Genomic DNA, 23,521 nt, shown 5'->3' with positions numbered 1-23,521 from the left:
GGCGCACCCATCCTCTCCGGGGAGATCCGCCCCAGTACGTGCGAGGTGGCGACTGCGGTGCGTATCTGGCTCTCGTGGATCAACTGATGCCGATCCATCGATCACAGTGGCGGGACCGCGCCGGATTCACACCGGCTTCCACGATCCGCAGTCGCTCTATCACCGTCGATGGTAAATCAAGCCGGGCCGACCACCGGCAACAGCGCCATCTCCCTGGCGTTCTTGATCGCGGTGGCGACCTGGCGCTGCTGCTGCGGGGTCAGTCCGGTGACCCGGCGGGACCTGATCTTGCCCCGCTCGCTGATGAAGGTGCGAAGCAGCTGGACATCCTTGTAGTCGACTTCGGTGATGCCCAGGGCGGCCAGCTGGTTACGCCGAGGCTTCTTCAATTCCGTTGCCGGCGGACGTTTCCGCGCGTTCTTCCGGGTCTTGGTCGCCATCACCAACTCGACTTCCGCACGCCGGGAAGCTCTCCCCGGTGGGCAAGTTCGCGCACCCGCACCCGCGACAGGCCGAACTTGCGCAGATGCCCGCGCGGCCGGCCGTCGACCGAATCTCGATTCCGCAGCCGCACCGGGCTCGAATCGCGCGGCAGCCGCTGCAGCGCCGAGACCGCCGCGGCCTTCTGCTCACGCGTGCCGGCCGGGTTGCGGATGGTCTCTTTGAGCTCGGCCCGCCGTTCGGCATAGCGCGCCACCAGCTCACGGCGCCGATCGTTCTTGACGATCTTGGATTTCTTCGCCATCAGCGCTCCTCGCGGAAGTCGACGTGCTTGCGGATCACCGGGTCGTACTTGCGCAGCACGATGCGGTCGGGATCGTTGCGGCGGTTCTTGCGGGTGACGTAGGTGTAGCCGGTCCCGGCCGTCGACTTCAGTTTCACGATCGGGCGAACCTCGGTACTGGCCATCAGATCTTCTCCCCTGCGCTACGAAGCCGTGCCACCACGGCTTCGATGCCGTCGCGGTCGATCACCTTGATTCCCTTGGCGCTCACCCGAAGTCGGATCCGGCGCCCTTCCGACGGCAGGTAGTACGTCTTGTTCTGGATGTTCGGATTCCAGCGCCTGCGATTTCGCTTGTGCGAATGCGACACCGTGTTGCCGAACCCGGGCGAGCGCCCGGTGACCTGGCAATGGGCCGACATTGAATCTCCTCACTCGTGGGGTAGCCTGGCTTAAGCGTAATGATAATCATTTTCAATAGCTAGTTGGGAGGCCAGGTGCGCACCCCTGTTGTGCTGGTCGCCGGTCAGGGCGACGTCGAAGGTGTGGCCGATCAGTTGAGCCGCTGTCCGGGGACCGTGCTGGTCCGTCATACCTACGACGGGCAGGTGGTGCTGAGGAACGTCACCGATCAGAACGGCTCGTCGGAGATGGCCCTCGAGCTGGCGCACGGCTGCGTGACCTGCACAGTGCGCGACGACCTGCTGATCCTGCTGCGGCGGCTGCACCGGCGCAGCGATGTCACCCGCATCGTCGTGGCCCTGATGGGCTGGCTCGAACCCGAACCGGTGTGCTGGGCCATCGAGAACATCCACGTGCAGGTGGGGCCGGGCTACATCGATGGGCCCGCCGCCCGCGACGTCAGCATCGCGGCGGTCACCACCTGCATCGACACCCAGGACTGGCTGCGGCAAGCGGTTGGCGACGACGAGCTGGGCGACGGCCGCACTGTCGCCCAGGTGGTGGTCGGCCAGGCCGAGTTCGCCGATGCGCTGGTGCTGACCGAGCCCGAGGCCACCACCCTGTCCGTGCTGCGCCGGCTCGCGCCCCGAGCCCGCATCACCGTCGGCACCCAACGCGTCGAGACGGCGCTGGCACACCTGGACCCCGGGACCCGGCGTGGCCGCGTCGGCTCACCGCACGATCCGCTGCTCGACGGACAACCACCGCTGGACCAAGACGGTGAGGTCGGCATCGTCGAGTTCACCGCGCGACGGCCGTTTCATCCGTTGCGCCTGCACGCCGCCATCGATCCACTGCTCGAGGGCGTCGTACGCACCCGCGGCCGAGCCTGGCTGGCCAACCGCCCGGCCGAGGTGATGTGGATCGAGTCCGCCGGCGGCGGACTGCATTTCAGCAGCGCCGGGAAATGGCTGGCAGCAATGGATTCCACCGAGCGTGCCTACACCGACCCCGAACGGCTGGCGATGGCCGCGATCGACTGGGACAACACGTTCGGGGACCGCCATGTGTCCCTGACCGTCCTGGTCTGCGGCGCCCGCCCGGACGAGATCAGCGACGCGCTGCACGGCGCGCTGCTCACCGACGACGAACTCACCCGGCCCGGCGAGTGGGCGCGCTACCCCGACCCGTTCGGCGACTGGCACGAAGACCCATGCGATGACCAGGCCGGCGCCGACGAAGCCGCGACGCGCGGCCACCACGAAGGAGGACAACCGTGAGACCCAACATCCACCCCGACTATCACCCAGTGGTGTTCCAGGACGCCGCCACCGGCACCCAGTTCCTGACCCGGTCCACAGCCACCAGTGAGCGCACCATCGAATGGGCCACGCCGGACGGACCCCAGACCTACCCGCTGATCGTCGTCGACGTCACCAGCGACTCACACCCGTTCTGGACCGGCACTGCCCGCCATCTCGACGCAGCCGGGCAGGTGGAGAAGTTCCGGCGCCGCTACGGACACATCTAAGTCCTAGGGTGGGCCCATGCGGCCCAAGCCCGGCAGGCCCGACCTGGCCTCCTATGCGCGGTTCTTCGACGTGCCGTCGAGCACAGCACAATCCCCGGTCACCCTCACCTGGGCGGGGGTCAGCACGCTGCTGGTGGACGACGGCTCGTCGGCGGTCTTGACCGACGGTTTCTTCTCGCGGCCCGCACTGCCCAGCGTCGTGCTGCGCAAGCTGAAGCCGTCACTGCCCCGCATCGACGGCAGCCTGGCCCGCCTCGGCATCGACAAGCTCGAGGCGGTGCTGCCGGTTCACACCCACTTCGACCACGCCATGGACTCGGCCGTGGTGGCCGAGCGGACCGGCGCCCGGTTGGTGGGCGGCACCTCGACGGCCCAGGTGGGGGTGGGCGGCGGCCTCGCCCCCGAACGGATCGTCACGGTCGCTCCGGGCGAAGCCCTCACCCTGGGCGCCTTCGACGTGACGCTGTTCGAGTCCGAACACTGCCCGCCGGATCGTTTTCCCGGCACGATCACCACCCCCGTCGTACCGCCGGTCAAAGCTTCGGCGTACAAGTGCGGCGAAGCCTGGTCGACGCTGGTGCACCATCGGCCCAGCGACCGCACCCTGCTGATCGTCGGCAGCGCCGGCGCGGTGCCGGGCGCGTTGGCCGGGCAGCGCGCCGAGGTGGTCTACCTGGGTGTCGGCCAACTCGGGCTGCAGCCCGAACGGTATTTCGAAAACTACTGGGCCGAAACCGTCCGCACCGTCGGTGCGCGCCGCGTGGTTCTGATCCATTGGGACGACTTCTTCCGGCCGCTGCACAAACCGTTGCGGGCCTTGCCTTTTGCCGGCGACGACCTGGACGTGTCGATGCGCGTGCTGACCAGGCTGGCCGAACGCGACGGGGTCAGCCTGCATCTGCCCACACTGTGGGAACGTGCCGATCCGTGGATCAGCTGAGCCGCTGAACCGCTTGCGGCAGCCACACCGCGCCGAGAGTGACGGAAATGGCGCAGGGCACCGCGACGGGGCGGCCCCTGCGTCACGCTCGTTGTGAAATCGAATGTCCGACCGGCCGAAAGGATCCACGCCGTTGATTCTGGCCCTGGTGCTGCTGGCCGTGGTCCTGGTGTTCGCACTGGCGCGCCCCGAGGGCTGGCCCGAGGCCGTTGTCGCGATCCCGGCCGCCGGCCTGTTGATCGCATGCGACGTGATCTCACCGGACGACGCCCTGGCCGAGGCGGGTCGCCTGCTGCCGGTGGTCGGATTCCTGGCGGCCGTGCTGGTTCTGGCCCACCTGTGCGACGACGAGGGCCTGTTCCACGCTGCGGGCACGCTGATGGCCCGGGCCAGCCGGGGAGACTCTCAGCGGCTGCTGACCCGGGTCTTCCTGATCGGGGCGACGACGACGGCTGTGCTGAGCCTGGACGCGACCGTGGTGTTGTTGACGCCGGTGCTGCTGGCCACCGCCCGCACCCTGTCGGTGCCGCCGCGGCCACATGCCTATGCCAGCGCACATCTGGCCAACTCCGCGTCCTTGCTGTTTCCGGTGTCGAACCTGACGAATCTGTTGGCATTCGCCGTGGCGGGATTGTCCTTCACTCAGTTCAGCGCGGTGATGGCGCTGCCCTGGCTGGCCGTCATCTCTGTCGAATTCGTCATCCTGCGTTGGCTTTTCCGCCACGAATTGAAACCCCCGGCCGCCGACGTTACTCCCCCGCCACCCGAGGTGCCGGTGTTCGTGCTCGTGGTGCTGGGTTTGACCCTGGCAGGTTTCGTCGTCACCTCGGTGTTCGATGCGTCGCCCGCCTGGGCGGCGCTGGCCGGTGCGGTGGTGCTCGGCGTGCGCAGTCTGGCCCAGCGGCGCAGCACCATCGGCGGGATCGTGCGCGCGGTCAACGTGCCGTTCCTGGCGTTTGTGCTGTGCCTTGGCGTGGTGGTGGACGCGGTGGTCCAAAACGGTCTCGGCGAGGGCATGCGTGGCGTGCTTCCGGTCGGTGATTCACTACCCGCGTTGTTGGGTCTGGCGGCCGTCGCGGCCGTGCTGGCCAATCTGGTCAACAATCTTCCGGCCGTGCTGGTGCTGCTGCCGCTGGTGGCCGGAGCCGGACCGGGCGCGGTGCTGGCCGTGCTGATCGGGGTCAATGTCGGCCCCAACCTGACCTACGTCGGCTCCTTGTCAAACCTGCTGTGGCGCAATGTGGTTCGTCGCGAAGGCTTACCCGCGAAGTTCACCGAGTTCAGTCGGGTAGGGCTGGCGACGGTGCCGTTCACCCTGGTGGCCGGTGTGGTGGCGCTGTGGGTCAGCCTTCGCGTCCTCGGAGGCTAGCCGCAGCGGGCCTCACTCACACTTCTGCGCCGCAGCCGCAGAACGAACGGCGAATCAGGAAGTGCGGCGCTGACGGGCAATCTCAGCCAGCACCACTCCGGCGGCCACCGAGGCGTTCAACGACTCCGTAGGCCCGGCCATCGGGATCGACACCACCGCATCGCAGTTCTCCCGCACCAGCCGCGACAGGCCCTTGCCCTCCGAGCCGACCACCACGACCATCGGGCCGCTGCCCTCGAGCTCGTCGAGCGTGGTGTCACCACCGGCATCCAAGCCGACCACCTGCAGGCCGGCGTCGGCCCAACTCTTCAGCGCGCGAGTCAGATTCGTCGCCCGAGCTACGGGTGTGCGGGCCGCGGCCCCGGCGCTGGTGCGCCACGCCACCGCGGTCACCGAAGCCGAGCGCCGCTGCGGGATCAACACACCGTGCCCGCCGAAGGCAGCCACCGAACGCACGATGGCACCCAGGTTGCGCGGATCGGAGATGTTGTCCAGCGCCACCATCAGCGCCGGCTCCCCGGAATCCCGGGCGGCCTTCAACAGGTCGTCGGGATGGGCGTAGTTGTACGGCGGCACCTGCAGCGCCATGCCCTGGTGCAACCCGTTGTTGCTCATCCGGTCCAGATCGTGGCGCTGCACCTCGAGGATCGAGATGCCGCGGTCGGCGGCGATCTGCACGGATTCGGTCAACCGCTCATCGGCCTCGGTGCCCAGCGCCACATACAGGGCGGTGGCCGGAACCTTGGCCCGCAGACACTCCACGACCGGGTTGCGCCCCAGCACCAATTCGGTGTCGTCGGTCTTGCGATGCCGGCCCTGCGCCTGACGCGCCGCCTTGGCGGCCTTCTTGGCGGCCGGATGATGCGGACGCTGGTCCGCGCGCGGTGTGGCCCCACGGCCTTCCAGGCCGCGGCGACGCACGCCACCGGACCCAACCGTCGGCCCCTTCTTGGTCCCCGGCTTGCGCACCGCGCCACGCCGCTGCGAATTCCCGGCCATCTACGCTCCGTTCCCGTCCACCAGCGCCCATTGCGGGCCGTCGGCAGTGTCGGTGACCTCGATGCCGGCCGCCTTGAGCCGGTCCCGGATGGCGTCTGCCGCCGCCCAGTCCCGGTTGGCCCGGGCCTCGGCCCGGCCGGCCAGGGCCCACTGCACCAATTCATCCACGGCAGCCAGCGCGGCCGACGTCTCGTCGCGGGACTCCCAACGCTCATCGAGCGGATCGCAGCCCAGGATGCCCATCATCGCCCTGATCGAGGTGGCCTGCGCCATCGCCCCCGCGTGATCACCGGCGTCCAGTGCGCGGTTGCCCTCGGCGCGGGCAGCGTGCACCTCGGCCAGCGCCATCGGCACCGCGAGGTCGTCGTCGAGTGCGGCCGCGAATTTCGGCGTCCAGGCACCGACGGCGACGGCACCGACGCGGTTGCGCACCCGGTGCAGGAAATCTTCAATACCGCTGTAGGCCTTCACCGCGTCCTGCAGCGCCGTCTCGGAGAACTCCAGCATGGACCGGTAGTGCGCGCTGCCCAGGTAGTAGCGCAGCTCTGCTGCCCGAACCCGTTGCAGCACAGCGGGAATCGACAGCACATTGCCCAGCGACTTGCTCATCTTCTCGCCGCCCATGGTGACCCAGCCGTTGTGCAGCCAGTACCGGGCGAAGCCGTCGCCCGCGGCCTGCGCCTGGGCGATCTCGTTCTCGTGGTGCGGGAAGACCAGATCCATACCCCCGGCGTGGATGTCGAACTCCGCGCCCAGATACGCCTCGCACATCGCCACGCACTCGGTGTGCCAACCGGGCCGGCCCCGGCCCCAGGGTGTCGGCCACGACGGTTCACCCGGCTTGGCGCCCTTCCACAGCGTGAAATCGCGCTGATCGCGCTTGCCTGTCGCCACCCCTTCGCCCTGGTGCACGTCATCGATACGGTGCCCGGACAGCGCACCGTAATCGGGCAGGCTGAGCACATCGAAGTAGACGTCGCCACCTTGGGCGTAGGCGTGGCCCTTCTCGATCAGCCGGTCGATGAGCTCGACCATCTGGGTGATGTGGCCGGTGGCCCGCGGCTCAGCCGACGGCGGAAGCACACCCAGCGCGTCGTAGGCGGCGCTGAACGCCCGCTCATACGTCGCGGCCCACTCCCACCACGGCCGGCCGGCGTCGGCCGCCTTGTTGAGGATCTTGTCGTCGATATCGGTGACGTTGCGGATGAAGGCAACGTCGTACCCATTGGCGGTCAGCCAGCGGCGCAACACGTCGAACGCGACTCCGCTACGGACATGACCGATATGCGGCAAGCCCTGGACGGTGGCACCGCACAGATAGATCGAAGCATGCCCCGGCCGCAGCGGTACGAAGTCTCGTACGGCACCCGCCATGGTGTCGTACAGCCGCAAATCAGTCACTTCGGCTGTCCGTTCGCTCCGCTCACGACGGCCCAGCTTACCGGCCTATTCGGCAGGAACCACCAATGCGCTGGCCATCGCGGCCAATCCCTCGCCCCGGCCGGTCAGCCCGAGCCCGTCGGTGGTGGTGGCCGACACCGATACCGGCGCCCCGACCAGCTCGGTCAGCAGGCGCTGGGCCTCCTCGCGGCGCGGCCCGATCTTGGGCCGGTTTCCGATCACCTGCACGGTGGCATTGCCGATCTCGAAGCCGGCCGCCTGCACCAGTTCGCGGACGTGCCGCAACATGTCGGCGCCGGTCACCCCGCGCCATTCCGGCCGGTCGGTACCGAAGACCGTGCCGAGGTCACCGAGGCCGGCCGCACTGAGCAGCGCGTCGCACAATGCGTGCGCGGCGACGTCGCCGTCGGAGTGTCCGGCGCAGCCGTCGGCACCGTCGAAGTGCAGACCCAACAACCAGCAGGGGCGTCCCTGCTCGATCGGATGGACGTCGGTGCCGAGACCGACCCTGGGAATCCTCACGCCCCACGCACCATGACAGCCTCGGCGAGCAACAGGTCCAGGGGTGTGGTGATCTTGAAAGCCAGCGGGTCGCCCTCGACGATCTGCACCGGCGTACCGATCTGTTCGACCAGCGAGGCGTCATCGGTGACCGCTCCAGCGCCGGCCCGCTGGTAGGCACGGCGCAACACGTCGGCGCGGAAGCCCTGAGGAGTCTGTACGGCCCGCAGGCCGGCCCGCTCAGGCGTCCCCAGCACTGCACCGTTGGCGTCGACCGCCTTGATGGTGTCGGCCAACGGGAGGCCGGGAACGACGGCGGCGTGCCCGTCGCCCAGCGCGGCAACCACCCGGGCGATGAGCGAAGGCGGAGTCAATGCCCGGGCAGCATCGTGCACGAGGATGAAATCGGGGTCGCCGGCGGCGGCGAGAGCCAGCGCCACCGACTCTGTCCGGTCGGCTCCCCCGGCCACGATCTGCGCGCGTTCCCCGAACACCAAGATGGCCTCGTCGGTGAGCGCGGGCGGCACCGCGACCACGACCGTGTCGATCACCCCTGAAGCCAGCAACCCATCCAGGGCATACTCCAACAGGGGTTTGTCCCCCAAACTGACGAACGCCTTGGGTCTGCCCGCGCCTAGCCGCTCACCAGAGCCGGCGGCCGGGACGACCGCGACAGTTGTTGCCACCACGCGTCAGGACGCGGCGGCCAGAACCTCGTCGAGAATGGTCTCGGCCTTGGCGTCATCGGTGTTCTCGGCCAGCGCGAGCTCGCCGACCAGAATCTGCCGGGCCTTGGCCAGCATTCGCTTCTCACCCGCGGACAGGCCGCGTTCCTGATCCCGACGCCACAGATCGCGGACCACCTCGGCAACCTTGTTCACGTCACCGGAGGCCAGCTTCTCGAGATTGGCCTTGTAGCGGCGCGACCAGTTGGTCGGCTCTTCGGTGTGCGGCGCGCGCAACACCTGGAAAACCTTGTCGAGGCCTTCCTGGCCCACGACGTCGCGGACTCCGACGTACTCGGCGTTCTCTGCGGGCACTCGAACGGTCAGATCCCCCTGGGCGACCTTCAGTACGAGATATTCCTTCTGCTCGCCTTTGATGGTCCGGGTTTCGATCGCCTCGATCAACGCAGCACCGTGGTGTGGATAGACGACGGTGTCTCCGACCTTGAAAATCATCTGATTCGAGCCCCTTTCGCTAGTCCATCGTAACACGGGCCCAGATCACATGCGCACCAACTGCGCAGGTCAGGGGCACTGCAGGTGAAGAACAGGGGTTGACACGGTGACGAAAGCGTGCAACTGCAGTGCCGTCCGGAGGTGCGAAAGGGGTGCCGCCGCAAAGCGGTTGCGAGGCCGAACCACCCGGTGCGGTACGCCGTTTCGACCCCGCTGCCACGCCCTCACATTCCACCCGCCGAGGCCACCTACTACTGTGCATAGTCGAAGTACGCCGACCCAGCTCAGGAGGCTTGAGTGAACCGCTTCGCAATGCGTGCCTCGGCCGGTCTGGCCGCATGTGGCCTGACCGCAGCCGTTCTCACCGGTTGCAGTGCCGGGCAGGTCTCCCAGACGGCGACCCAGGAACCCGCCGTCAACGGCGTCAACGCCCAGGCCGGCTCGATCGCCCTGCGCAACGTGCACCTGCGCGCTCCGCAGCAGAAGGACTATGTCGAGCCCGGCTCCGAGGCCGAGCTGCTGTTCGTCGCAGCCAACGGTTCCACCGAGGCGCCCAACAAGCTCGTCTCCATCAAGACCACCGTCGGCGACGTGGCACTGACCGGGGACCAGACCATCCCGGCGGGCGGCGTGCTCGTGGTGGGCGAGCCCGACGGCCAGACCAAACCGCTGGAGAAGACCGAGGCCGCCGACGCTGTCACCGCGAAGGTGACCTTGACCAAGCCGGTCACCAACGGGCTGCTCTACGACTTCACGTTCAAGTTCGAGAACGGCGAAACGACAGTGGCCGTGCCGATTTCGGCGGGCGAGGCGCCCCGGCGCAACAAGGCAGGCGAGGAGCCCGGCGAGGGCGCCGCCGCCGGTGGCCATCACTGACCTGAAAGATCTCTGACCCTCCGGACCCCCACCGGCGCGTGCGAACCGCCGATGTCGGGGGTACCCGTTAGTGTCACGGCGTGGCCGCTTCGAAAGTACGTTCGCAATACCGCTGCTCGGAATGTCAGCACACCACCCCCAAATGGGTAGGTCGCTGCGCCAACTGCGGCACCTGGGGAACCGTCGACGAAGTAGCCACCCTGTCGTCGGTGGGCGGGTCGGTCCGCCGCTCGGTGGCCCCGACCTCCCCCGCGCTGCCGATCACCTCGATCGACCCCGGCGTCACCCGGCATCATGCGACCGGGGTCAGTGAACTGGACCGGGTCCTCGGCGGTGGCCTCGTGGCCGGTTCGGTCACGCTGCTGGCCGGCGAACCCGGCGTCGGCAAGTCGACGCTTCTCCTGGAGGTGGCCAACCGCTGGGCGCACACCGGCCGCCGCGCGCTGTACCTGTCCGGTGAGGAGTCCGCGGGCCAGATCAGGCTGCGTGCCGAACGCACCGGCTGCACGCACGACAACGTCTATCTGGCAGGCGAATCCGATCTACAGATCGCTCTCGGCCACATCGACGAGGTCAAGCCCAGTCTGGTCATCGTCGATTCGGTGCAAACCATGTCGACCACCGAGGCCGACGGCGTGACCGGCGGGGTCACCCAGGTGCGTGCGGTGACGACGGCGCTGACCGGGCACGCCAAGACCGCTGTCGGCGACCCGGCTGTAGCCATGATCCTGGTGGGCCATGTGACCAAGGACGGTGCCATCGCAGGCCCGCGTTCGCTGGAGCATCTTGTCGACGTGGTGCTGCACTTCGAAGGCGATCACGCGTCGACCCTGCGCATGGTGCGCGGCGTCAAGAACCGGTTCGGCGCCGCCGACGAGGTCGGCTGTTTCCAGATGCACGACAACGGAATCGAGTGCGTCAGCGATCCCTCCGGGCTCTTCCTGGATCAGCGCCCGGCCGCGGTACCGGGCACCGCCATCACGGTCACCCTCGACGGCAAGCGCCCGATGATCGGCGAGGTGCAGGCACTCGTCGCCCCGCCCGTGGGGCCACCGCGGCGGGTCGTCAGCGGGATAGATTCGGCCCGCGCTGCCATGATCGGCGCGGTGCTGCAGACCCGCTGCGGCCTGCCGATCGGCAACAACGACATCTACCTGTCCACCGTCGGCGGTATGCGGCTGACCGACCCGTCCTCGGACCTGGCCGTGGCGGTGGCCGTGGCATCGGCCTATCTCGACGTCGCGTTGCCGATGAACGCGGTGGCGATCGGTGAGGTTGGGCTGGTCGGCGATCTGCGCCGGGTCACCGGCATGGACCGCAGGCTGGCAGAGGCCGCCCGGCTGGGGTTCAACATTGCCGTGGTGCCGCCCGGGGTCACCAGCGTGCCCGCGGGGCTGCGCGTCATCACCGTCGATCACATCGGGGCGGCACTACGGGCACTCAAAGACATCGCGATTGCCAGCAATCAATCTCATCACGGACAATAGCGGCCGACCCGAGGAGAGCTGATGGCCGTGAACTCCGGCGCCAGGACCAGCCGCACCGTTGTGCATCTGGCTCGGCCGACGCTACGAGAGACCCTCGGCCGGCTGGCACCCGGAACCCCGTTACGCGACGGCCTGGAGCGCATCCTGCGCGGCAAGACGGGCGCGCTGATCGTGCTGGGCTACGACGACAGCGTGGAAGCCATCTGCGACGGCGGATTCGCCCTGGACGTGCGGTACGCCCCGACCCGGTTACGTGAGCTGTCGAAGATGGACGGCGCGGTGGTGCTGTCCAGTGACGGCAGCCGGATAGTGCGGGCCAACGTCCAACTGGTGCCGGATCCGTCGATCCCCACCGACGAGTCCGGCACCCGCCACCGCTCGGCCGAGCGCACCGCCATCCAGACCGGTTACCCGGTGATCTCGGTCAGCCACTCGATGAGCATCGTGACGGTCTACGTCGCCGGGGAACGCCACGTGGTGCCCGATTCGGCGACCATCCTGTCGCGCGCGAACCAGACCATCGCCACGCTGGAGCGCTACAAGGGCCGGCTCGACGAGGTGAGCAAGCAGCTGTCCACCGCCGAGATCGAAGATTTCGTGACCCTGCGTGACGTCATGACCGTGGTGCAGCGCCTGGAGATGGTGCGGCGCATCAGCCTTGAGATCGATGCCGACGTCGTGGAACTGGGCACCGACGGGCGCCAGCTCAAGTTGCAACTCGACGAACTCGTCGGCGACAACGAGGCCGCGCGCGAGCTGATCGTGCGGGATTACCACGCCCTGCCGGACCCGCCGACCGCCGCACAGGTCCACGCCACCCTCGATGAGCTGGACGCCCTCACCGACAGTGAACTTCTCGACTTCACCACGCTGGCAAGGGTTTTCGGATACCCATCGACGGCCGAGGCGCAGGATTCGGCGATGAGCTCACGCGGCTACCGCGCGATGGCGGGGATACCGCGCCTGCAGTTCGCCCATGTCGATCTGCTGGTCCGCTCGTTCGGGTCCCTGCAGGGGCTGCTGGCCGCCAGCGCCGACGATCTGCAATCCGTCGACGGCATCGGATCGATGTGGGCCCGACATATTCGGGAAGGCCTGTCACTACTGGCCGAGTCGACTATCGCCGACCGGCTGGCCTGAGCCTCAGTTGCCCGGTCCCGGCAGGGGGCCCGGCGGCACGCCCTCGGCGGGTGGCACCGGCTGCTGCGCGTTGGCCTGGGCCAGGATGAACGGCACCGGCGCCGATCTCAGATTGCCCAACTGAACCATCAGGTTGTAGGTGCCCGGCCCGATCGGCTGGCGGGGCATCGGACACTGCGGCGCCGAGCCCATGCCGGTCCAGGTCACCTCCGTGGTGACCTGCTCACCGGGGTTGAAGGTCTTCACCAGGGTCTCGTTGGACGGTGCGCAGTCCAGATTCGACCACAGCCGGTTGTTGTCCAGCGAGTACACGTAGGCGGCCAGCACCGCCGCCCCCACATCGCGCTTGCAGGCCACCAAGCCGATGTTGGTCACCACCATGGTGAACTTCGGCTGATCGCCCACGACATACTCGGGCTGGCTGGTGATGCCCTTGACCGCGAGGGTGGAATCCGGGCAGTCGTCACCCTCTCTGAGCAACGGCGGCGGCGTGACAGCCGCCGTCGGCGTGGCCGTCGGCGGCGGCGCATGCTGAACCGGCGGCACCACCGGGGTCTTGACCTCGGGGTTCTCGCCGGGCAGCGGCGTCGGCGGGGCGGCCTCGGCGGTGGCCTCGTCAGCAGATTTGGTCTCGGCTCCGGACCCGCTGGTCATGATGACCGCGACGATCGCGGCGATGATCCCCACGACCACCACCGCGATTCCGATGGCCAGCGCGCGGCGCCGCCAGTAAATCTGCGAGGGCAGTGGCCCATGAGGTTCGAGATCCAACACGGCTTTCACGGTAAGCCCAGGTCATGCGCAGTTGACCGAGGCGCCCCGGCGTGTCGGCCCGGTGCCGAAATTCTCAGGCTTCGCCGATGTTGCCGAGGTGGCTACGAAGCTCCACGTGACCGTCGGACAGGTGGTAGGTGGCACCCACGATGGCCTGCGTGCCGGCGGCCAGCCCATTGGAGATCGCGGCCGACCGCATCTGCAGCTGATTGACCGTCTCCTTGACGTGGAAGGCCTCGAACTCGTCGACGCGGGTCAACCCGGAATGGCGACCCATCAGGATCGACGGAGTCACCCGCTCCACGATGTCCCGCACGTAGCCGCCGGGCACCTGCCCCTCGTCGAGGGCGTTGATGGCGGCCTTGACCGCACCGCAGCTGTCATGGCCCAGGACCACGATCAGCGGAACGTTCAGAACCGACACCGCGTACTCGATCGAGCCCAGCACCGCGTTGTCGATGACGTGGCCCGCGGTACGCACCACGAACATGTCGCCGAGGCCCTGGTCGAACAGCAACTCCGCGGCGACACGGCTGTCGCCGCATCCGAACACCACCGCGGTGGGCTTCTGGCCGTTCGCCAGGCTGGCACGGCGCGCGATGTCCTGGCTGGGATGCTGCGGTTCGCCCGCTACGAAGCGAGCGTTACCGTCCTTGAGTGCCTTCCACGCGGACACCGGATTCGAATTGGGCATGTAAGCCATTCTGCATGAGTCGCCGATGAACATCGACGCAGGTGAGCTTGTGAGCTGGTACGAGCAGGCCCAACGGGACCTGCCGTGGCGGCGGCCCGGGGTGAGCGCGTGGCAGATCCTGGTGAGTGAATTCATGCTGCAGCAAACGCCGGTGTCCCGGGTGGAGCCGATCTGGCTGGCCTGGATCGACCGGTGGCCGACCCCCTCTGCCACGGCCGCCGCGGGTTCGGCCGAGGTGCTGCGCGCCTGGGGCAAGCTGGGTTACCCCCGCCGGGCCAAACGCCTGCACGAATGTGCGGTGGTGATCGCCTCCGAGTACGGCGACGAGGTCCCCAGGGACGTCGACACTCTGCTGACGCTGCCCGGCGTGGGCGCATACACGGCCCGGGCGGTGGCCTGTTTCGCATATTCGGCCGGCGTTCCGGTGGTCGACACCAATGTGCGCCGGGTCGTCACCAGAGTCCTGCACGGGCAGGCCGACGCCCCCGCCCGGGCCCGCGACCTCGATGACGTGGCCGCACTGCTGCCCGACGACGCCACCGCGCCGACGTTCTCTGCCGCATTGATGGAGCTGGGCGCGGTGGTGTGCACAGCCCGCGCGCCGGTATGCCGCAGTTGCCCATTGAGCCGATGCCGCTGGCGCAGTGCGGGTTACCCGGCCGCAACGACAGTCAAGCGCGTCCAGCGGTACGCCGGAACCGATCGCCAGGCCCGCGGCAGGCTCTTGGACGTGCTGCGCGGCAGCAGCTCTCCGGTCACTCGCGCGCAGCTGGACGTGGCCTGGCTCACCGACACCGCGCAACGGGATCGGGCACTGGACTCACTACTGGTCGACGGACTGGTCGAGCAAACAAACGACGGCCGGTTCGCACTGGCCGGTGAAGGCGAAATTACATGAGATCGGCATGAATTCCCGTCGCAGCGCGCCATATAGACGCCTTGCCACATAGAACGGAGTCATGTCAAGCAAACTTTTAGCAACCTTGGGGTGTACGGCGGTGGCCGTCGGGCTGGGCCTCGCGGCGCCGGCCGATGCCGCACCCGCGGGCACCGGCTCTGCCGCAGACACCGTGCAGGACCTGCAGAACCGTGGCTACCACGTGCAGATCAACTCCAACAGCAATACGGCACTGTCGAACTGCCGGCTGACCGGGGTGCACGGGCTGGCCGATTCCAACATCGACGCGAGTGGGTATCGGGTCGATCCGTCGCAACACACCACGGTCTACGTCAATGTGGCCTGCCAGCCCGACGGCTGACCCGTCAGGCTGTGACGGCCTCTTCGTCTGCACCACAGGCGAATTGACGTCGATAATCCGAGGGCGTCACACCGATGACGCGGCGAAAGTGGTGACGCAGCAGCGTTGCGGTGCCGAATCCGGCCCGCCCGGCGATCCGGTCGATGTCGAGGTCGGACTCCTCGAGCAGCCTGCGTGCGTACAACACCCGCTGATCGGTGATCCACTGCATCGGCGTGGTGCCGGTCTCCTCGACGAACCGGCGGGCGAACGTGCGGGTGGACATCGCCGATCGCCTGGCCAGCGAGGTCACCGTATGCGGCTTGTCGAGATTGGTCATGATCCAATCCAGATGCGGGGCAAAGCCTTCCGAACATCGGACCGGGATCGGCTGGTCGATGAACTGGCGTTGCCCGCCGTCGCGCTGCGGGGGGACCACCATCCGCCGGGCGATCTTGTTGGTCACCTCGCTGCCGAGTTCCCGGCGCACCAGGTGCAGGCACGCATCGATACCCGCTGCAGTGCCGGCACTGGTGATCAGGTTGCCGTCGTCGACGAACAGGACGTTGCGGTCCACCTTGGCGGTCGGATATTTGCGGGCCAGGGCGTCGGCGTGCATCCAATGCGTGGTGCACGGCCGACCGTCCAACAGACCGGCCGCGCCGGCGAGGAACGCGCCCGAGCACACGGTCAGGATGATCGAGCCCGCGTCGGCGGCAGCCCGTACGGCCTCCAATGCCTCGGGCAGGTAGTCGGACGTCCCGATCGCCGGGATCGCCACCAAGTCGACGCCCTGCAGAGCGTCGAGGCCGTGCTCAGGCGTCAGCGTCGCCCCCACGGACGTCCGCACCGGCTTGCCCGGTTCGGGGCCGCACACTTTGAAGTCGAAGTTCGGCACCCCCTCAGTGGACCGGTCGATCCCGAAAACCTCACAGATGACCCCGAACTCGAAAACGGCCAGGCCGTCGAGCACCAGCGTGGAGACGCTTCTCAGCATGGCAGCATTTTATCGTAAGGTGTCAGCGCTGCCACTGTTGGCTGCATATTTACCTGACAACAATTACTGCCATGACTGTTGCACTCGCTCTGATCATCCTGATCTCGCCATTCGCGGTCGCCGCGGCGGTGGGCTGGGCGGCACGGCGCAGCAATGTCCTGCGGTTCCGCCTCGATCTGTTCGACATCCACCAACCCGACTACGAGACATACCGCGCGGGCCAGGATCTCGACGCGATCCGCAGCCGGTTCGAGCACCAGCCGGCCTGGCCCAGGCCGGGCGTCTTAGGCGAGCGCCGCTAGAAAGCTGGTCACCGCTTCGCGATACACCCCGGGCGCATCGTCGTGGATCAGATGGCCCGCGCCCCGGACATACAAATACCTTGCGTCCCGCCCGATCTCGGCCATCCGCCGCATCTGCCCGGGCGGTGCGACCGAATTGCCCGCCTCCATCAGCAGGGTCGGCACCCGCACGTCCTGCCACTGCTGCCAATAGTCGCGCGTCCCCCACTGGGCAGCGATGTCCAGCCACCACTGCGGATACCCGTGCAACCGCCAACCTGTCTCCGTCCGGTCGAACGCCTCCAGGAAGTACTGGCCCGCGACCGGACCGAACTCGTCGTAAACCTCTTGTGCCGAACCGAATTCAACCGGAAGCGCGTGTACCCACGGCTCCCACGGCCCGGTGGTTCGGCCCCGGAAATCAGGGGCCATGTCCTCCACCACCACGGCCCGCGCCAGTTCCGGGCGGGCCGCCGCCAGACACCAGGAATGCAACGCTCCCATGGAATGGCCGACCAGTATCGCCGGCCTCCCGAGCCCGGCCACGGCATCACCGAGATCTGCCACAAACCGCTCGGTGCTGATCGGATGGGGGTCGACCACCTCGCGGCCACGGTGCCACGGCGCGTCATAGGTGTAGACCTCACCCAGGTTCGTCAGCCACGGCAATTGACGTGACCAGGTGCTGCCACGGCCCATCAGACCGTGCACCAGGACGATGGGCTCGCCGCGGCCTCCTCGATGGGTGAGTAGATCTGTGACCATCCCGTTATCTTGCCGGGCCGCCGCGGTAGCCTTGACACCATGCCCGTCGTGAAGATCAACGCCATCGAGGTCCCGCCCAACGCCGGCCCGGAACTGGAGAAGCGGTTCGCGAACCGTGCACATGCCGTCGACAGTCAGCCAGGTTTCCTCGGCTTCCAGTTGCTCCGCCCCGTCAAGGGCGAAGACCGCTACTTCGTGGTGACCCAGTGGGAATCCGAAGAGGCCTTCCAGGCCTGGGCTTCGGGCCCGGCGGTCGAGGCACACAAGGGCCAGCAGGCAAAGCCTGTGGCGACCGGCGCATCGCTGCTGGAGTTCGAGGTTGTGTTGGACGTTGCAGGGCCGGCTGCCCAGGCGTAGCCGCGGCCGGACGCTGCGCCGCACGGTTGGCCTGACGGCCATCACGGCGGTCGCCGCGGCCCTGGCTTGTGGCTGTTCGCCCAATGTCGCGCCCGCGGCAGAAGTGTCCTACGGCGCGCACATCGACACCATCACCCCTCCGGGTCTGCGGGCCAAGCAGACCATGGACATGCTCAACTCCGACTGGCCGATCGGTCCGATCGGCGTGCGCACCCTGGCCGCACCCGAGAAGGTCGATCTGGTCGGCACCAAGATGGACTCCATCTGGTGGGATCGCCCGTTCAAGGTCACCTCGGTGGACATCGGGGCCGCGCAGGCCACGTTGCACGTACTCACTTCCTACAACGTGGCCCAAGACATCGAACTGAGGACCAACGACGCGGGTCTGGTCGACCGTTTCGACGTCACGCTGGTGCCGCCGAAGATCGAAACCTGGTCCGATATCGACACCGAGCTGACCAAATCGGGCGCGCGCTACTCCTACCGGGTGTCCAAGGTGAACAACGGTAAGTGCGAGCAGGTCGCAGGCACCAACACCGAGCTGTCGCTGCCCCTGGCTTCGATCTTCAAACTCTATGTGCTGCTTGCAGTTTCGGATGCGGTCAAAGCCGGGACCCTGCGTTGGGACGATCACCTCACAATCACCAAGGAGGGCAAGAAGCTCGGTTCGGCCGGCCTGGACAAGCTTCCCCCCGGTGCCGAGATCACTGTGCGAACCGCAGCCCAGCAGATGATCTCGGCCAGCGACAACATGGCCACCGACCTGCTCATCGGACGGGTGGGCCCGTCGGCCGTGGAACGCGCGCTGGTGACCGCCGGCCACCACGACCCGGCCAGCATGACCCCGTTCCCGACCATGCACGAGGTTTTCTCCGTCGGCTGGGGTAAGCCCAACCTTCGCGACGAGTGGAACAGCGCGTCCCCCGCCGGGCGGGTGGCACTGCTGCAACAGACCAATTCCCGTCCCTACGAACCAGATCCATACCGCACGCACACCCCGGCCTCCAACGACGGGCTGGAGTGGTTCGCCAGCGCCGCCGACATCTGCCGGGTGCACGCCGCCCTGCAGGCCTCTGCCGTCGGCCCTGCCGCGCCCGTGAAGGACATCCTGTCCGCGCTGCCCGGCATCGACCCGGATCCGGCGAAATGGAAATACATCGGCGCCAAGGGCGGAAACCTACCCGGCGACCTGACCTTCAGCTGGTACGCGGTGGACCACACCGGACAGCCGTGGGTGTTCAGTTTCCAGCTGAACTGGCCGAAGTTCCGCAGCCCTACCGCCGCGGGCTGGCTGCTGCAAATCGCCAAGCGGGCATTCGCGATGGCTCCGGTGGCGCACTAGGACCGGGCTAGCTGCCGCTTCGCAGCGTCCAAGCCTGGCCGCGGAAATGCATGACCGTACGGCTCATCGGTGCAACATCGATGCGCCAGAAAGACCTCGGCGGTGCGTCCAACGCCACCAGGATGGCGGCCCGGACCACCGCCGGATGTGTCACCGCAACCAGCCGGCCACGCACCGGCGCCAGGCTGTCCAGCCAACGGTGCACCCGGTTGACGAGACCGACCACCGTTTCACCGCCGTGCGGTGCCCGGGCCGGATCAGTCAGCCAGACCGCCAGGTCGGCCGGCGGCAGGCCGCCGAGCACACTGCCGCGCCAGCCGCCGAAATCCAGATCGGCCAGTTGCGGCTCGACCGCCGCCGAGAGCCCCAGCAGTTCGGCGGTCTGGCGGGCCCGCTTCTCCGGCCCGCAATACGCGGCGTCGATGACACCGAGTTCAACGGCCGCATCAGCCTGACGATGCCCCAGCGCATTCAGCGGCTCGTCGGTGGGAAACCGGCCGGCTGCCGTGGCGTCGGTCATGGCGTGAGACACCAACGTCAGCCGGACGACCTCACTCACTGGGACTCACGCCGACACTGACTCCCGCTTACCTTCCAACAACCTCGACGCCATCGCCCCGAACACCAGACCGATCGTCGCCCATATCACCACCTGCGTGCCCAGCGAGAACAGGCGGAACTGGTAGAGATCGTCGGCCGGGAACGTCGACGGGGTCTCGTGGATGCCCGGCAGGATCAGGAAGACCACGGCCATCGAGACCACATAGTCCGCGACGCCTACCAGGCACGCATTCCACACCCCCAGCTTCGGTGTCAGCCGGCGCGCCAGCAGTACCGAACCGACGAACAACCCTGCCGAGAGCACCACCAATAGCAGGTACAGCAGGGTGCGCTGCTGGATGGTCTCGTCGAGGCTGACCGCCGGCGGGTTCGGCGGGTATTTGAGCGCCGGGACGATCCACAGGCTGACGAGCATGCCGCCGGCCGTCAATGCAGCCAACGCGCGCGCCGACAGGTTGGCCCTGCCGTAGACCGCGCAGAACACGACGGCCAGCAGGGCGCCCATCGCGACGCTGAAGATCAGGACGCCGAGGCCCATGCCGACGTTGGATTGCACGCCGCGGGTGAACACCTCGACGCTCTCACCGCCGTGGGAATGCCCACCGGCGCCGTGTGAATGCTCCGCGGCTTCATCCGCTGCGCCGACACCGTTCTCGAAGTCGATCGCCCTGCCGATGATCGGTTCGATCAGCAGCTTCGCCCATCCGAAAGCAAGCACACCTGCCAGGGCGCCGGCCAAGATGCCGCGCCCGATGATCTGTCTTTCCATTGGCTCGGTTATCTCGCCCGCGGGTCAGTGGCAGGGGAAACCGAGCAGGTGGCGGGCGTCGTGCACGAACTCGTGCACGTAGGTGTTGTTACCGAACACCGACGTTGCGCCCTGGTCCATTCCGACGAAATAGAGGGCCAGCAGCGCCACGAACGCCGTCAGGGTCAGCCAGAGCACCGCCTTGGTGGCCGACAGGTCGATCGGCCGAGCGTGGCTGGCGCGTGCGTCAGTGGAAGCCATCGGGTGGTCCTTTCCGGGAATTCGCGTCCCAGTCCGTGTCGCGACAGGTCAGGGTCTGACTGTTAACAGTGGCGCGGCCGCTCTGGACTCTCACCAGATTCCTGTTCCTGTCGATTACATCAGCATCGTAACTACCGGCGCAGGCGATCGACCCATCGGCAGGACGAAAAACGCCCCCACCGATGGGTGGGGGCGTTTCTCATGTGCAGTTATTCCGCAGTGGCTCCGGCCTTGGCCAGGTCCGGACCATCGGAGCCGGCCGCCTTGGGCGCGCCCGAGAACGTGAACTTCGCGTCCTCGCCGGCACCTTCGCCGTCCCAGCCCTCGACGTCGACCGTGACCAACTGGCCGGGCCCGAGCTCCTCGAACAGGATCTTCTCGGACAGTTGATCCTCGATCTCGCGCTGGATGGTGCGGCGCAGGGGCCGGGCACCGAGCACGGGGTCGAAGCCTCGCTTGGCCAGCAGGGCCTTGGCCTTGTCGGTCAGCTCCATGGCCATGTCCTTGGTCTTGAGCTGGTTGCCGACCCGGCCGATCATCAGGTCGACCATCTGGATGATCTCGTCCTGCGTCAGCTGGTGGAACACGATGATGTCATCGATGCGGTTGAGGAACTCCGGCCGGAAGTGCTTCTTGAGCTCGTCGTTGACCTTCTGCTTCATCCGCTCGTAGTTGTTCTCCCCGCCGCCCTGGCTGAAGCCCAGTCCGACCGCCTTGCTGATGTCGGAGGTGCCCAGGTTCGAGGTGAAGATCAACACCGTGTTCTTGAAGTCGACCGTGCGGCCCTGTCCGTCGGTGAGACGTCCGTCCTCCAGGACCTGCAACAGGCTGTTGTAGATCTCCTGGTGGGCCTTCTCGATCTCGTCGAACAGCACGACCGAGAACGGCTTGCGGCGCACCTTCTCGGTGAGCTGGCCGCCCTCTTCGTAGCCGACGTAGCCCGGAGGGGCACCGAACAGCCGCGACGCGGTGAAGCGGTCGTGGAACTCGCCCATGTCGATCTGGATGAGCGCGTCGTCGTCGCCGAACAGGAAGTTGGCCAGCGCCTTGGACAGCTCGGTCTTACCGACACCGGACGGGCCGGCGAAGATGAACGAACCGGACGGGCGCTTCGGGTCCTTCAGACCGGCGCGGGTACGGCGGATCGCCTTCGAGACGGCCTTGACGGCATCCTCCTGGCCGATGATCCGCTTGTGCAGCTCGTCCTCCATGCGCAGCAGGCGCGTGGTCTCGGCCTCGGTCAGCTTGAACACCGGGATACCGGTCCAGTTGCCCAGCACCTCGGCGATCTGCTCGTCGTCGACCTCGGCGACAACGTCGAGATCGCCTGAGCGCCACTGCTTCTCACGCTCACCGCGCTGGGCGACCAGAGTCTTCTCCCGATCGCGCAGGCTCGCCGCCTTCTCGAAGTCCTGCGCGTCGATCGCGGACTCCTTCTCCCGGCGCGCGTCGGCGATCTTCTCGTCGAACTCGCGCAGGTCTGGCGGAGCGGTCATCCGGCGGATACGCATCCGGGCGCCGGCCTCGTCGATCAGGTCGATCGCCTTGTCCGGCAGGAACCGGTCGTTGATGTAGCGGTCGGCCAGAGTGGCGGCGGCCACCAGCGCGCCGTCGGTGATCGAGACGCGGTGGTGCGCCTCGTAACGATCACGCAGACCCTTGAGGATCTCGATGGTGTGCTCGACCGTCGGCTCACCCACCTGGACCGGCTGGAACCGGCGCTCCAGGGCGGCGTCCTTCTCGATGTACTTGCGGTACTCGTCGAGGGTGGTGGCACCGATGGTCTGCAGCTCGCCGCGGGCCAGCTTGGGCTTCAGGATCGACGCGGCGTCGATGGCGCCCTCGGCGGCACCCGCGCCGACGAGCGTGTGCAGCTCGTCGATGAACAGGATGATGTCGCCGCGGGTGTTGATCTCCTTGAGCACCTTCTTGAGGCGTTCCTCGAAGTCACCGCGGTAGCGGCTGCCCGCGACCAGCGAACCCAGGTCGAGCGTGTAGAGCTGCTTGTCCTTGAGCGTCTCGGGAACCTCGCCGTGAACGATGGCCTGTGCCAGGCCCTCGACAACGGCGGTCTTGCCGACGCCGGGCTCGCCGATCAGCACCGGGTTGTTCTTGGTGCGGCGGCTCAGCACCTGCATGACGCGCTCGATTTCCTTCTCGCGGCCGATGACCGGATCGAGCTTGCCCTCCATGGCGGCGGCGGTCAGGTTACGGCCGAACTGGTCGAGCACCAGAGACGTCGACGGGTTGCCCGACTCGCCCCCACGGCCACCGGTGCCGGCCTCGGCGGCCTCCTTGCCCTGGTAACCGCTCAGCAGCTGGATGACCTGCTGGCGCACGCGGGTCAGCTCGGCGCCGAGCTTGACCAGCACCTGGGCGGCGACGCCTTCACCTTCGCGGATCAGACCGAGCAGGATGTGCTCGGTGCCGATGTAGTTGTGGCCGAGCTGCAGCGCCTCGCGCAAGGACAGCTCCAGCACCTTCTTGGCGCGCGGCGTGAACGGGATGTGCCCGGACGGGGCCTGCTGACCCTGGCCGATGATCTCCTCGACCTGGCTGCGCACGCCTTCCAGCGAGATGCCCAACGACTCCAGCGACTTGGCGGCGACGCCTTCGCCCTCGTGAATCAGACCCAACAGGATGTGCTCGGTCCCGATGTAGTTGTGGTTGAGCATCCGGGCTTCTTCTTGCGCCAGGACGACGACCCTGCGGGCACGGTCGGTAAATCTCTCAAACATCGGTGGTTACCTGCTCTCCATCGCTAGCGGTACCCGCGTACGGCTGCGTTCTGTCGGTTTTCTCATAGCCCGCACGTAGTACCTACCGTCCACTCTAATGGGCGGCCGTCCCGGGCGCGGAGGTTGGCGGTCCGTTCCGCAGGGGCGGTACCCGGTACGAGCTGTCCACATCTAGTGCTGCAGATGAGCAACGCCGCCGGTCGGCGAATCGTTTC

At 67.5% G+C, this 23,521-nt stretch carries 29 protein-coding genes and 2 riboswitches; of the genes, 12 read left to right on the top strand and 17 right to left on the bottom strand.

Annotated features, from left to right (window positions below; translation table 11 throughout):
• Window positions 1-38: 38 nt before the first annotated feature.
• Window positions 39-182, bottom strand: a riboswitch (cobalamin riboswitch).
• The 4 genes from rpsR to rpmB all read right to left on the bottom strand — a co-directional run bounded on the left by rpsR (window position 177) and on the right by rpmB (window position 1,145).
• Window positions 177-440 (bottom strand): 30S ribosomal protein S18, encoded by a 264-nt coding sequence (rpsR, locus tag E0T84_RS01940; RefSeq protein WP_138743598.1) that lies wholly within the window; start codon window positions 438-440, stop codon window positions 177-179. (Overlaps the previous riboswitch by 6 nt.)
• A complete protein-coding gene (rpsN, locus tag E0T84_RS01935) occupies window positions 440-745 on the bottom strand; it encodes a 30S ribosomal protein S14 (RefSeq protein WP_138743597.1) in 306 nt (101 codons plus the stop codon). Before rpsN ends, rpsR begins: the two co-directional genes overlap by 1 nt.
• On the bottom strand, window positions 745-909 hold the full coding sequence (gene rpmG, locus E0T84_RS01930; RefSeq protein WP_138743596.1) for a 50S ribosomal protein L33: 165 nt from the start codon (window positions 907-909) through the stop codon (window positions 745-747). Before rpmG ends, rpsN begins: the two co-directional genes overlap by 1 nt.
• Window positions 909-1,145, bottom strand: a complete 237-nt coding sequence (rpmB, locus tag E0T84_RS01925) for a 50S ribosomal protein L28 (protein WP_070187751.1) — start codon at window positions 1,143-1,145, stop codon at window positions 909-911. Before rpmB ends, rpmG begins: the two co-directional genes overlap by 1 nt.
• 75 nt (window positions 1,146-1,220) lie before the next feature.
• Here rpmB and mrf point away from each other — a divergent pair, with 75 nt between their 5' ends.
• The 4 genes from mrf (at window position 1,221) to E0T84_RS01905 (ending at window position 4,965) form a co-directional block, all read left to right on the top strand.
• Window positions 1,221-2,405 (top strand): ribosome hibernation factor-recruiting GTPase MRF, encoded by a 1,185-nt coding sequence (mrf, locus tag E0T84_RS01920; RefSeq protein ID WP_171054851.1) that lies wholly within the window; start codon window positions 1,221-1,223, stop codon window positions 2,403-2,405.
• Entirely contained in the window at window positions 2,402-2,656 is a 255-nt protein-coding gene (locus E0T84_RS01915) for a type B 50S ribosomal protein L31 (RefSeq protein ID WP_138743595.1), read from the top strand. The genes mrf and E0T84_RS01915 overlap by 4 nt, the downstream gene beginning before the upstream one ends.
• A gap of 16 nt (window positions 2,657-2,672) precedes the next feature.
• A complete protein-coding gene (locus E0T84_RS01910) occupies window positions 2,673-3,596 on the top strand; it encodes an MBL fold metallo-hydrolase (RefSeq protein WP_138743594.1) in 924 nt (307 codons plus the stop codon).
• Window positions 3,597-3,699: 103 nt separating this feature from the next.
• Window positions 3,700-4,965, top strand: coding sequence for an SLC13 family permease (locus E0T84_RS01905; RefSeq protein WP_138743593.1), 1,266 nt, complete (start codon window positions 3,700-3,702; stop codon window positions 4,963-4,965).
• Window positions 4,966-5,019: 54 nt separating this feature from the next.
• On the opposite strand, the gene rlmB is transcribed toward E0T84_RS01905, so the two are convergent.
• From rlmB to carD, 5 genes are read right to left on the bottom strand one after another with little or no spacing between them, the layout of a single operon-like run.
• On the bottom strand, window positions 5,020-5,964 hold the full coding sequence (gene rlmB / locus E0T84_RS01900) for a 23S rRNA (guanosine(2251)-2'-O)-methyltransferase RlmB (RefSeq protein WP_070187747.1): 945 nt from the start codon (window positions 5,962-5,964) through the stop codon (window positions 5,020-5,022).
• Window positions 5,965-7,365, bottom strand: coding sequence for a cysteine--tRNA ligase (gene cysS / locus E0T84_RS01895; protein ID WP_138743592.1), 1,401 nt, complete (start codon window positions 7,363-7,365; stop codon window positions 5,965-5,967).
• A 45-nt stretch (window positions 7,366-7,410) separates the two neighbouring features.
• Window positions 7,411-7,887 carry a 2-C-methyl-D-erythritol 2,4-cyclodiphosphate synthase gene (gene ispF / locus E0T84_RS01890; RefSeq protein WP_070943887.1) on the bottom strand — a complete coding sequence of 159 codons (477 nt, stop codon included), beginning with the start codon at window positions 7,885-7,887 and terminating at the stop codon, window positions 7,411-7,413.
• Window positions 7,884-8,552, bottom strand: a complete 669-nt coding sequence (gene ispD, locus E0T84_RS01885) for a 2-C-methyl-D-erythritol 4-phosphate cytidylyltransferase (RefSeq protein ID WP_138743591.1) — start codon at window positions 8,550-8,552, stop codon at window positions 7,884-7,886. Before ispD ends, ispF begins: the two co-directional genes overlap by 4 nt.
• A 6-nt stretch (window positions 8,553-8,558) precedes the next feature.
• Window positions 8,559-9,047, bottom strand: coding sequence for an RNA polymerase-binding transcription factor CarD (gene carD, locus E0T84_RS01880; RefSeq protein ID WP_003921720.1), 489 nt, complete (start codon window positions 9,045-9,047; stop codon window positions 8,559-8,561).
• Window positions 9,048-9,344: 297 nt separating this feature from the next.
• Between carD and E0T84_RS01875 the strand changes: the two genes are divergently transcribed.
• From E0T84_RS01875 to disA, 3 genes are all read left to right on the top strand, one after another.
• Complete coding sequence (locus tag E0T84_RS01875; RefSeq protein WP_138743590.1) at window positions 9,345-9,923, top strand: hypothetical protein; 579 nt, start codon at window positions 9,345-9,347, stop codon at window positions 9,921-9,923.
• 80 nt (window positions 9,924-10,003) lie between these two features.
• Window positions 10,004-11,410, top strand: a complete 1,407-nt coding sequence (radA, locus tag E0T84_RS01870; RefSeq protein ID WP_138743589.1) for a DNA repair protein RadA — start codon at window positions 10,004-10,006, stop codon at window positions 11,408-11,410.
• Between the two features lie 60 nt (window positions 11,411-11,470).
• A complete protein-coding gene (disA, locus tag E0T84_RS01865) occupies window positions 11,471-12,550 on the top strand; it encodes a DNA integrity scanning diadenylate cyclase DisA (RefSeq protein ID WP_171054875.1) in 1,080 nt (359 codons plus the stop codon).
• A 3-nt stretch (window positions 12,551-12,553) separates the two neighbouring features.
• Here disA and E0T84_RS01860 read toward each other — a convergent pair whose 3' ends face one another.
• Window positions 12,554-13,324 (bottom strand): hypothetical protein, encoded by a 771-nt coding sequence (locus tag E0T84_RS01860; RefSeq protein ID WP_083339192.1) that lies wholly within the window; start codon window positions 13,322-13,324, stop codon window positions 12,554-12,556.
• Window positions 13,325-13,397: 73 nt separating this feature from the next.
• Window positions 13,398-14,018, bottom strand: a complete 621-nt coding sequence (locus E0T84_RS01855; protein WP_070187850.1) for a carbonic anhydrase — start codon at window positions 14,016-14,018, stop codon at window positions 13,398-13,400.
• Between the two features lie 25 nt (window positions 14,019-14,043).
• On the opposite strand from E0T84_RS01855, the gene E0T84_RS01850 reads away from it, so the two are divergent.
• A complete protein-coding gene (locus E0T84_RS01850; RefSeq protein WP_138743588.1) occupies window positions 14,044-14,916 on the top strand; it encodes an A/G-specific adenine glycosylase in 873 nt (290 codons plus the stop codon).
• Between the two features lie 61 nt (window positions 14,917-14,977).
• Entirely contained in the window at window positions 14,978-15,277 is a 300-nt protein-coding gene (locus tag E0T84_RS01845) for a hypothetical protein (protein ID WP_138743587.1), read from the top strand.
• Between the two features lie 4 nt (window positions 15,278-15,281).
• Here the strand turns inward: E0T84_RS01845 and E0T84_RS01840 are convergent, their stop codons facing one another.
• On the bottom strand, window positions 15,282-16,253 hold the full coding sequence (locus E0T84_RS01840) for a GlxA family transcriptional regulator (protein WP_070187739.1): 972 nt from the start codon (window positions 16,251-16,253) through the stop codon (window positions 15,282-15,284).
• Window positions 16,254-16,324: 71 nt separating this feature from the next.
• On the opposite strand from E0T84_RS01840, the gene E0T84_RS01835 reads away from it, so the two are divergent.
• On the top strand, window positions 16,325-16,555 hold the full coding sequence (locus E0T84_RS01835) for a hypothetical protein (protein WP_070187738.1): 231 nt from the start codon (window positions 16,325-16,327) through the stop codon (window positions 16,553-16,555).
• Here E0T84_RS01835 and E0T84_RS01830 read toward each other — a convergent pair.
• Window positions 16,538-17,299 (bottom strand): alpha/beta fold hydrolase, encoded by a 762-nt coding sequence (locus E0T84_RS01830; protein ID WP_070943883.1) that lies wholly within the window; start codon window positions 17,297-17,299, stop codon window positions 16,538-16,540. The genes E0T84_RS01835 and E0T84_RS01830 overlap by 18 nt on opposite strands.
• A 39-nt stretch (window positions 17,300-17,338) precedes the next feature.
• Between E0T84_RS01830 and mhuD the strand changes: the two genes are divergently transcribed.
• Window positions 17,339-17,656: a mycobilin-forming heme oxygenase MhuD gene (gene mhuD, locus E0T84_RS01825; protein ID WP_070187736.1), complete on the top strand. Its 318-nt coding sequence runs from the start codon at window positions 17,339-17,341 to the stop codon at window positions 17,654-17,656.
• Complete coding sequence (locus E0T84_RS01820) at window positions 17,631-18,998, top strand: serine hydrolase (protein WP_212757691.1); 1,368 nt, start codon at window positions 17,631-17,633, stop codon at window positions 18,996-18,998. Before mhuD ends, E0T84_RS01820 begins: the two co-directional genes overlap by 26 nt.
• Before the next feature lie 7 nt (window positions 18,999-19,005).
• Here E0T84_RS01820 and E0T84_RS01815 read toward each other — a convergent pair whose 3' ends face one another.
• The 4 genes from E0T84_RS01815 to clpC1 all read right to left on the bottom strand — a co-directional run bounded on the left by E0T84_RS01815 (window position 19,006) and on the right by clpC1 (window position 23,306).
• Window positions 19,006-19,557, bottom strand: coding sequence for a histidine phosphatase family protein (locus E0T84_RS01815; RefSeq protein WP_070943882.1), 552 nt, complete (start codon window positions 19,555-19,557; stop codon window positions 19,006-19,008).
• Between the two features lie 6 nt (window positions 19,558-19,563).
• The gene (locus E0T84_RS01810) at window positions 19,564-20,328 is read right to left on the bottom strand and encodes a CbtA family protein (protein ID WP_138743586.1); all 765 of its coding nucleotides are present in this window, start codon (window positions 20,326-20,328) and stop codon (window positions 19,564-19,566) included.
• A gap of 24 nt (window positions 20,329-20,352) precedes the next feature.
• Window positions 20,353-20,568, bottom strand: coding sequence for a CbtB-domain containing protein (locus E0T84_RS01805; protein ID WP_070187733.1), 216 nt, complete (start codon window positions 20,566-20,568; stop codon window positions 20,353-20,355).
• Window positions 20,569-20,596: 28 nt separating this feature from the next.
• Window positions 20,597-20,722, bottom strand: a riboswitch (cobalamin riboswitch).
• A 55-nt stretch (window positions 20,723-20,777) separates the two neighbouring features.
• Complete coding sequence (gene clpC1 / locus E0T84_RS01800; protein ID WP_138743585.1) at window positions 20,778-23,306, bottom strand: ATP-dependent protease ATP-binding subunit ClpC; 2,529 nt, start codon at window positions 23,304-23,306, stop codon at window positions 20,778-20,780.
• Window positions 23,307-23,521: the final 215 nt, after the last annotated feature.

It is taken from the genome of Mycobacterium sp. DBP42 (assembly GCF_005924235.1).
In the GTDB taxonomy this organism is placed as follows: Bacteria; Actinomycetota; Actinomycetes; order Mycobacteriales; family Mycobacteriaceae; genus Mycobacterium; species Mycobacterium syngnathidarum.
This window is presented reverse-complemented; position numbering and strand designations above follow the sequence as displayed.

Bases quoted from the DNA above. Each gene is read 5' to 3' on its own strand.
- rpmG (WP_138743596.1), bottom strand. From the start codon at position 909: ATGGCCAGTACCGAGGTTCGCCCGATCGTGAAACTGAAGTCGACGGCC.
- E0T84_RS01850 (WP_138743588.1), top strand. From the start codon at position 14,044: ATGAACATCGACGCAGGTGAGCTTGTGAGCTGGTACGAGCAGGCCCAA.
- E0T84_RS01910 (WP_138743594.1), top strand. From the start codon at position 2,673: ATGCGGCCCAAGCCCGGCAGGCCCGACCTGGCCTCCTATGCGCGGTTC.
- clpC1 (WP_138743585.1), bottom strand. From the start codon at position 23,306: ATGTTTGAGAGATTTACCGACCGTGCCCGCAGGGTCGTCGTCCTGGCG.
- rpsN (WP_138743597.1), bottom strand. From the start codon at position 745: ATGGCGAAGAAATCCAAGATCGTCAAGAACGATCGGCGCCGTGAGCTG.
- rpsR (WP_138743598.1), bottom strand. From the start codon at position 440: ATGGCGACCAAGACCCGGAAGAACGCGCGGAAACGTCCGCCGGCAACG.
- E0T84_RS01830 (WP_070943883.1), bottom strand. From the start codon at position 17,299: ATGGTCACAGATCTACTCACCCATCGAGGAGGCCGCGGCGAGCCCATC.
- E0T84_RS01835 (WP_070187738.1), top strand. From the start codon at position 16,325: ATGACTGTTGCACTCGCTCTGATCATCCTGATCTCGCCATTCGCGGTC.
- mhuD (WP_070187736.1), top strand. From the start codon at position 17,339: ATGCCCGTCGTGAAGATCAACGCCATCGAGGTCCCGCCCAACGCCGGC.
- E0T84_RS01805 (WP_070187733.1), bottom strand. From the start codon at position 20,568: ATGGCTTCCACTGACGCACGCGCCAGCCACGCTCGGCCGATCGACCTG.
- rlmB (WP_070187747.1), bottom strand. From the start codon at position 5,964: ATGGCCGGGAATTCGCAGCGGCGTGGCGCGGTGCGCAAGCCGGGGACC.
- E0T84_RS01845 (WP_138743587.1), top strand. From the start codon at position 14,978: ATGTCAAGCAAACTTTTAGCAACCTTGGGGTGTACGGCGGTGGCCGTC.
- carD (WP_003921720.1), bottom strand. From the start codon at position 9,047: ATGATTTTCAAGGTCGGAGACACCGTCGTCTATCCACACCACGGTGCT.
- E0T84_RS01810 (WP_138743586.1), bottom strand. From the start codon at position 20,328: ATGGAAAGACAGATCATCGGGCGCGGCATCTTGGCCGGCGCCCTGGCA.
- E0T84_RS01855 (WP_070187850.1), bottom strand. From the start codon at position 14,018: ATGCCCAATTCGAATCCGGTGTCCGCGTGGAAGGCACTCAAGGACGGT.
- rpmB (WP_070187751.1), bottom strand. From the start codon at position 1,145: ATGTCGGCCCATTGCCAGGTCACCGGGCGCTCGCCCGGGTTCGGCAAC.
- E0T84_RS01840 (WP_070187739.1), bottom strand. From the start codon at position 16,253: ATGCTGAGAAGCGTCTCCACGCTGGTGCTCGACGGCCTGGCCGTTTTC.
- E0T84_RS01905 (WP_138743593.1), top strand. From the start codon at position 3,700: ATGTCCGACCGGCCGAAAGGATCCACGCCGTTGATTCTGGCCCTGGTG.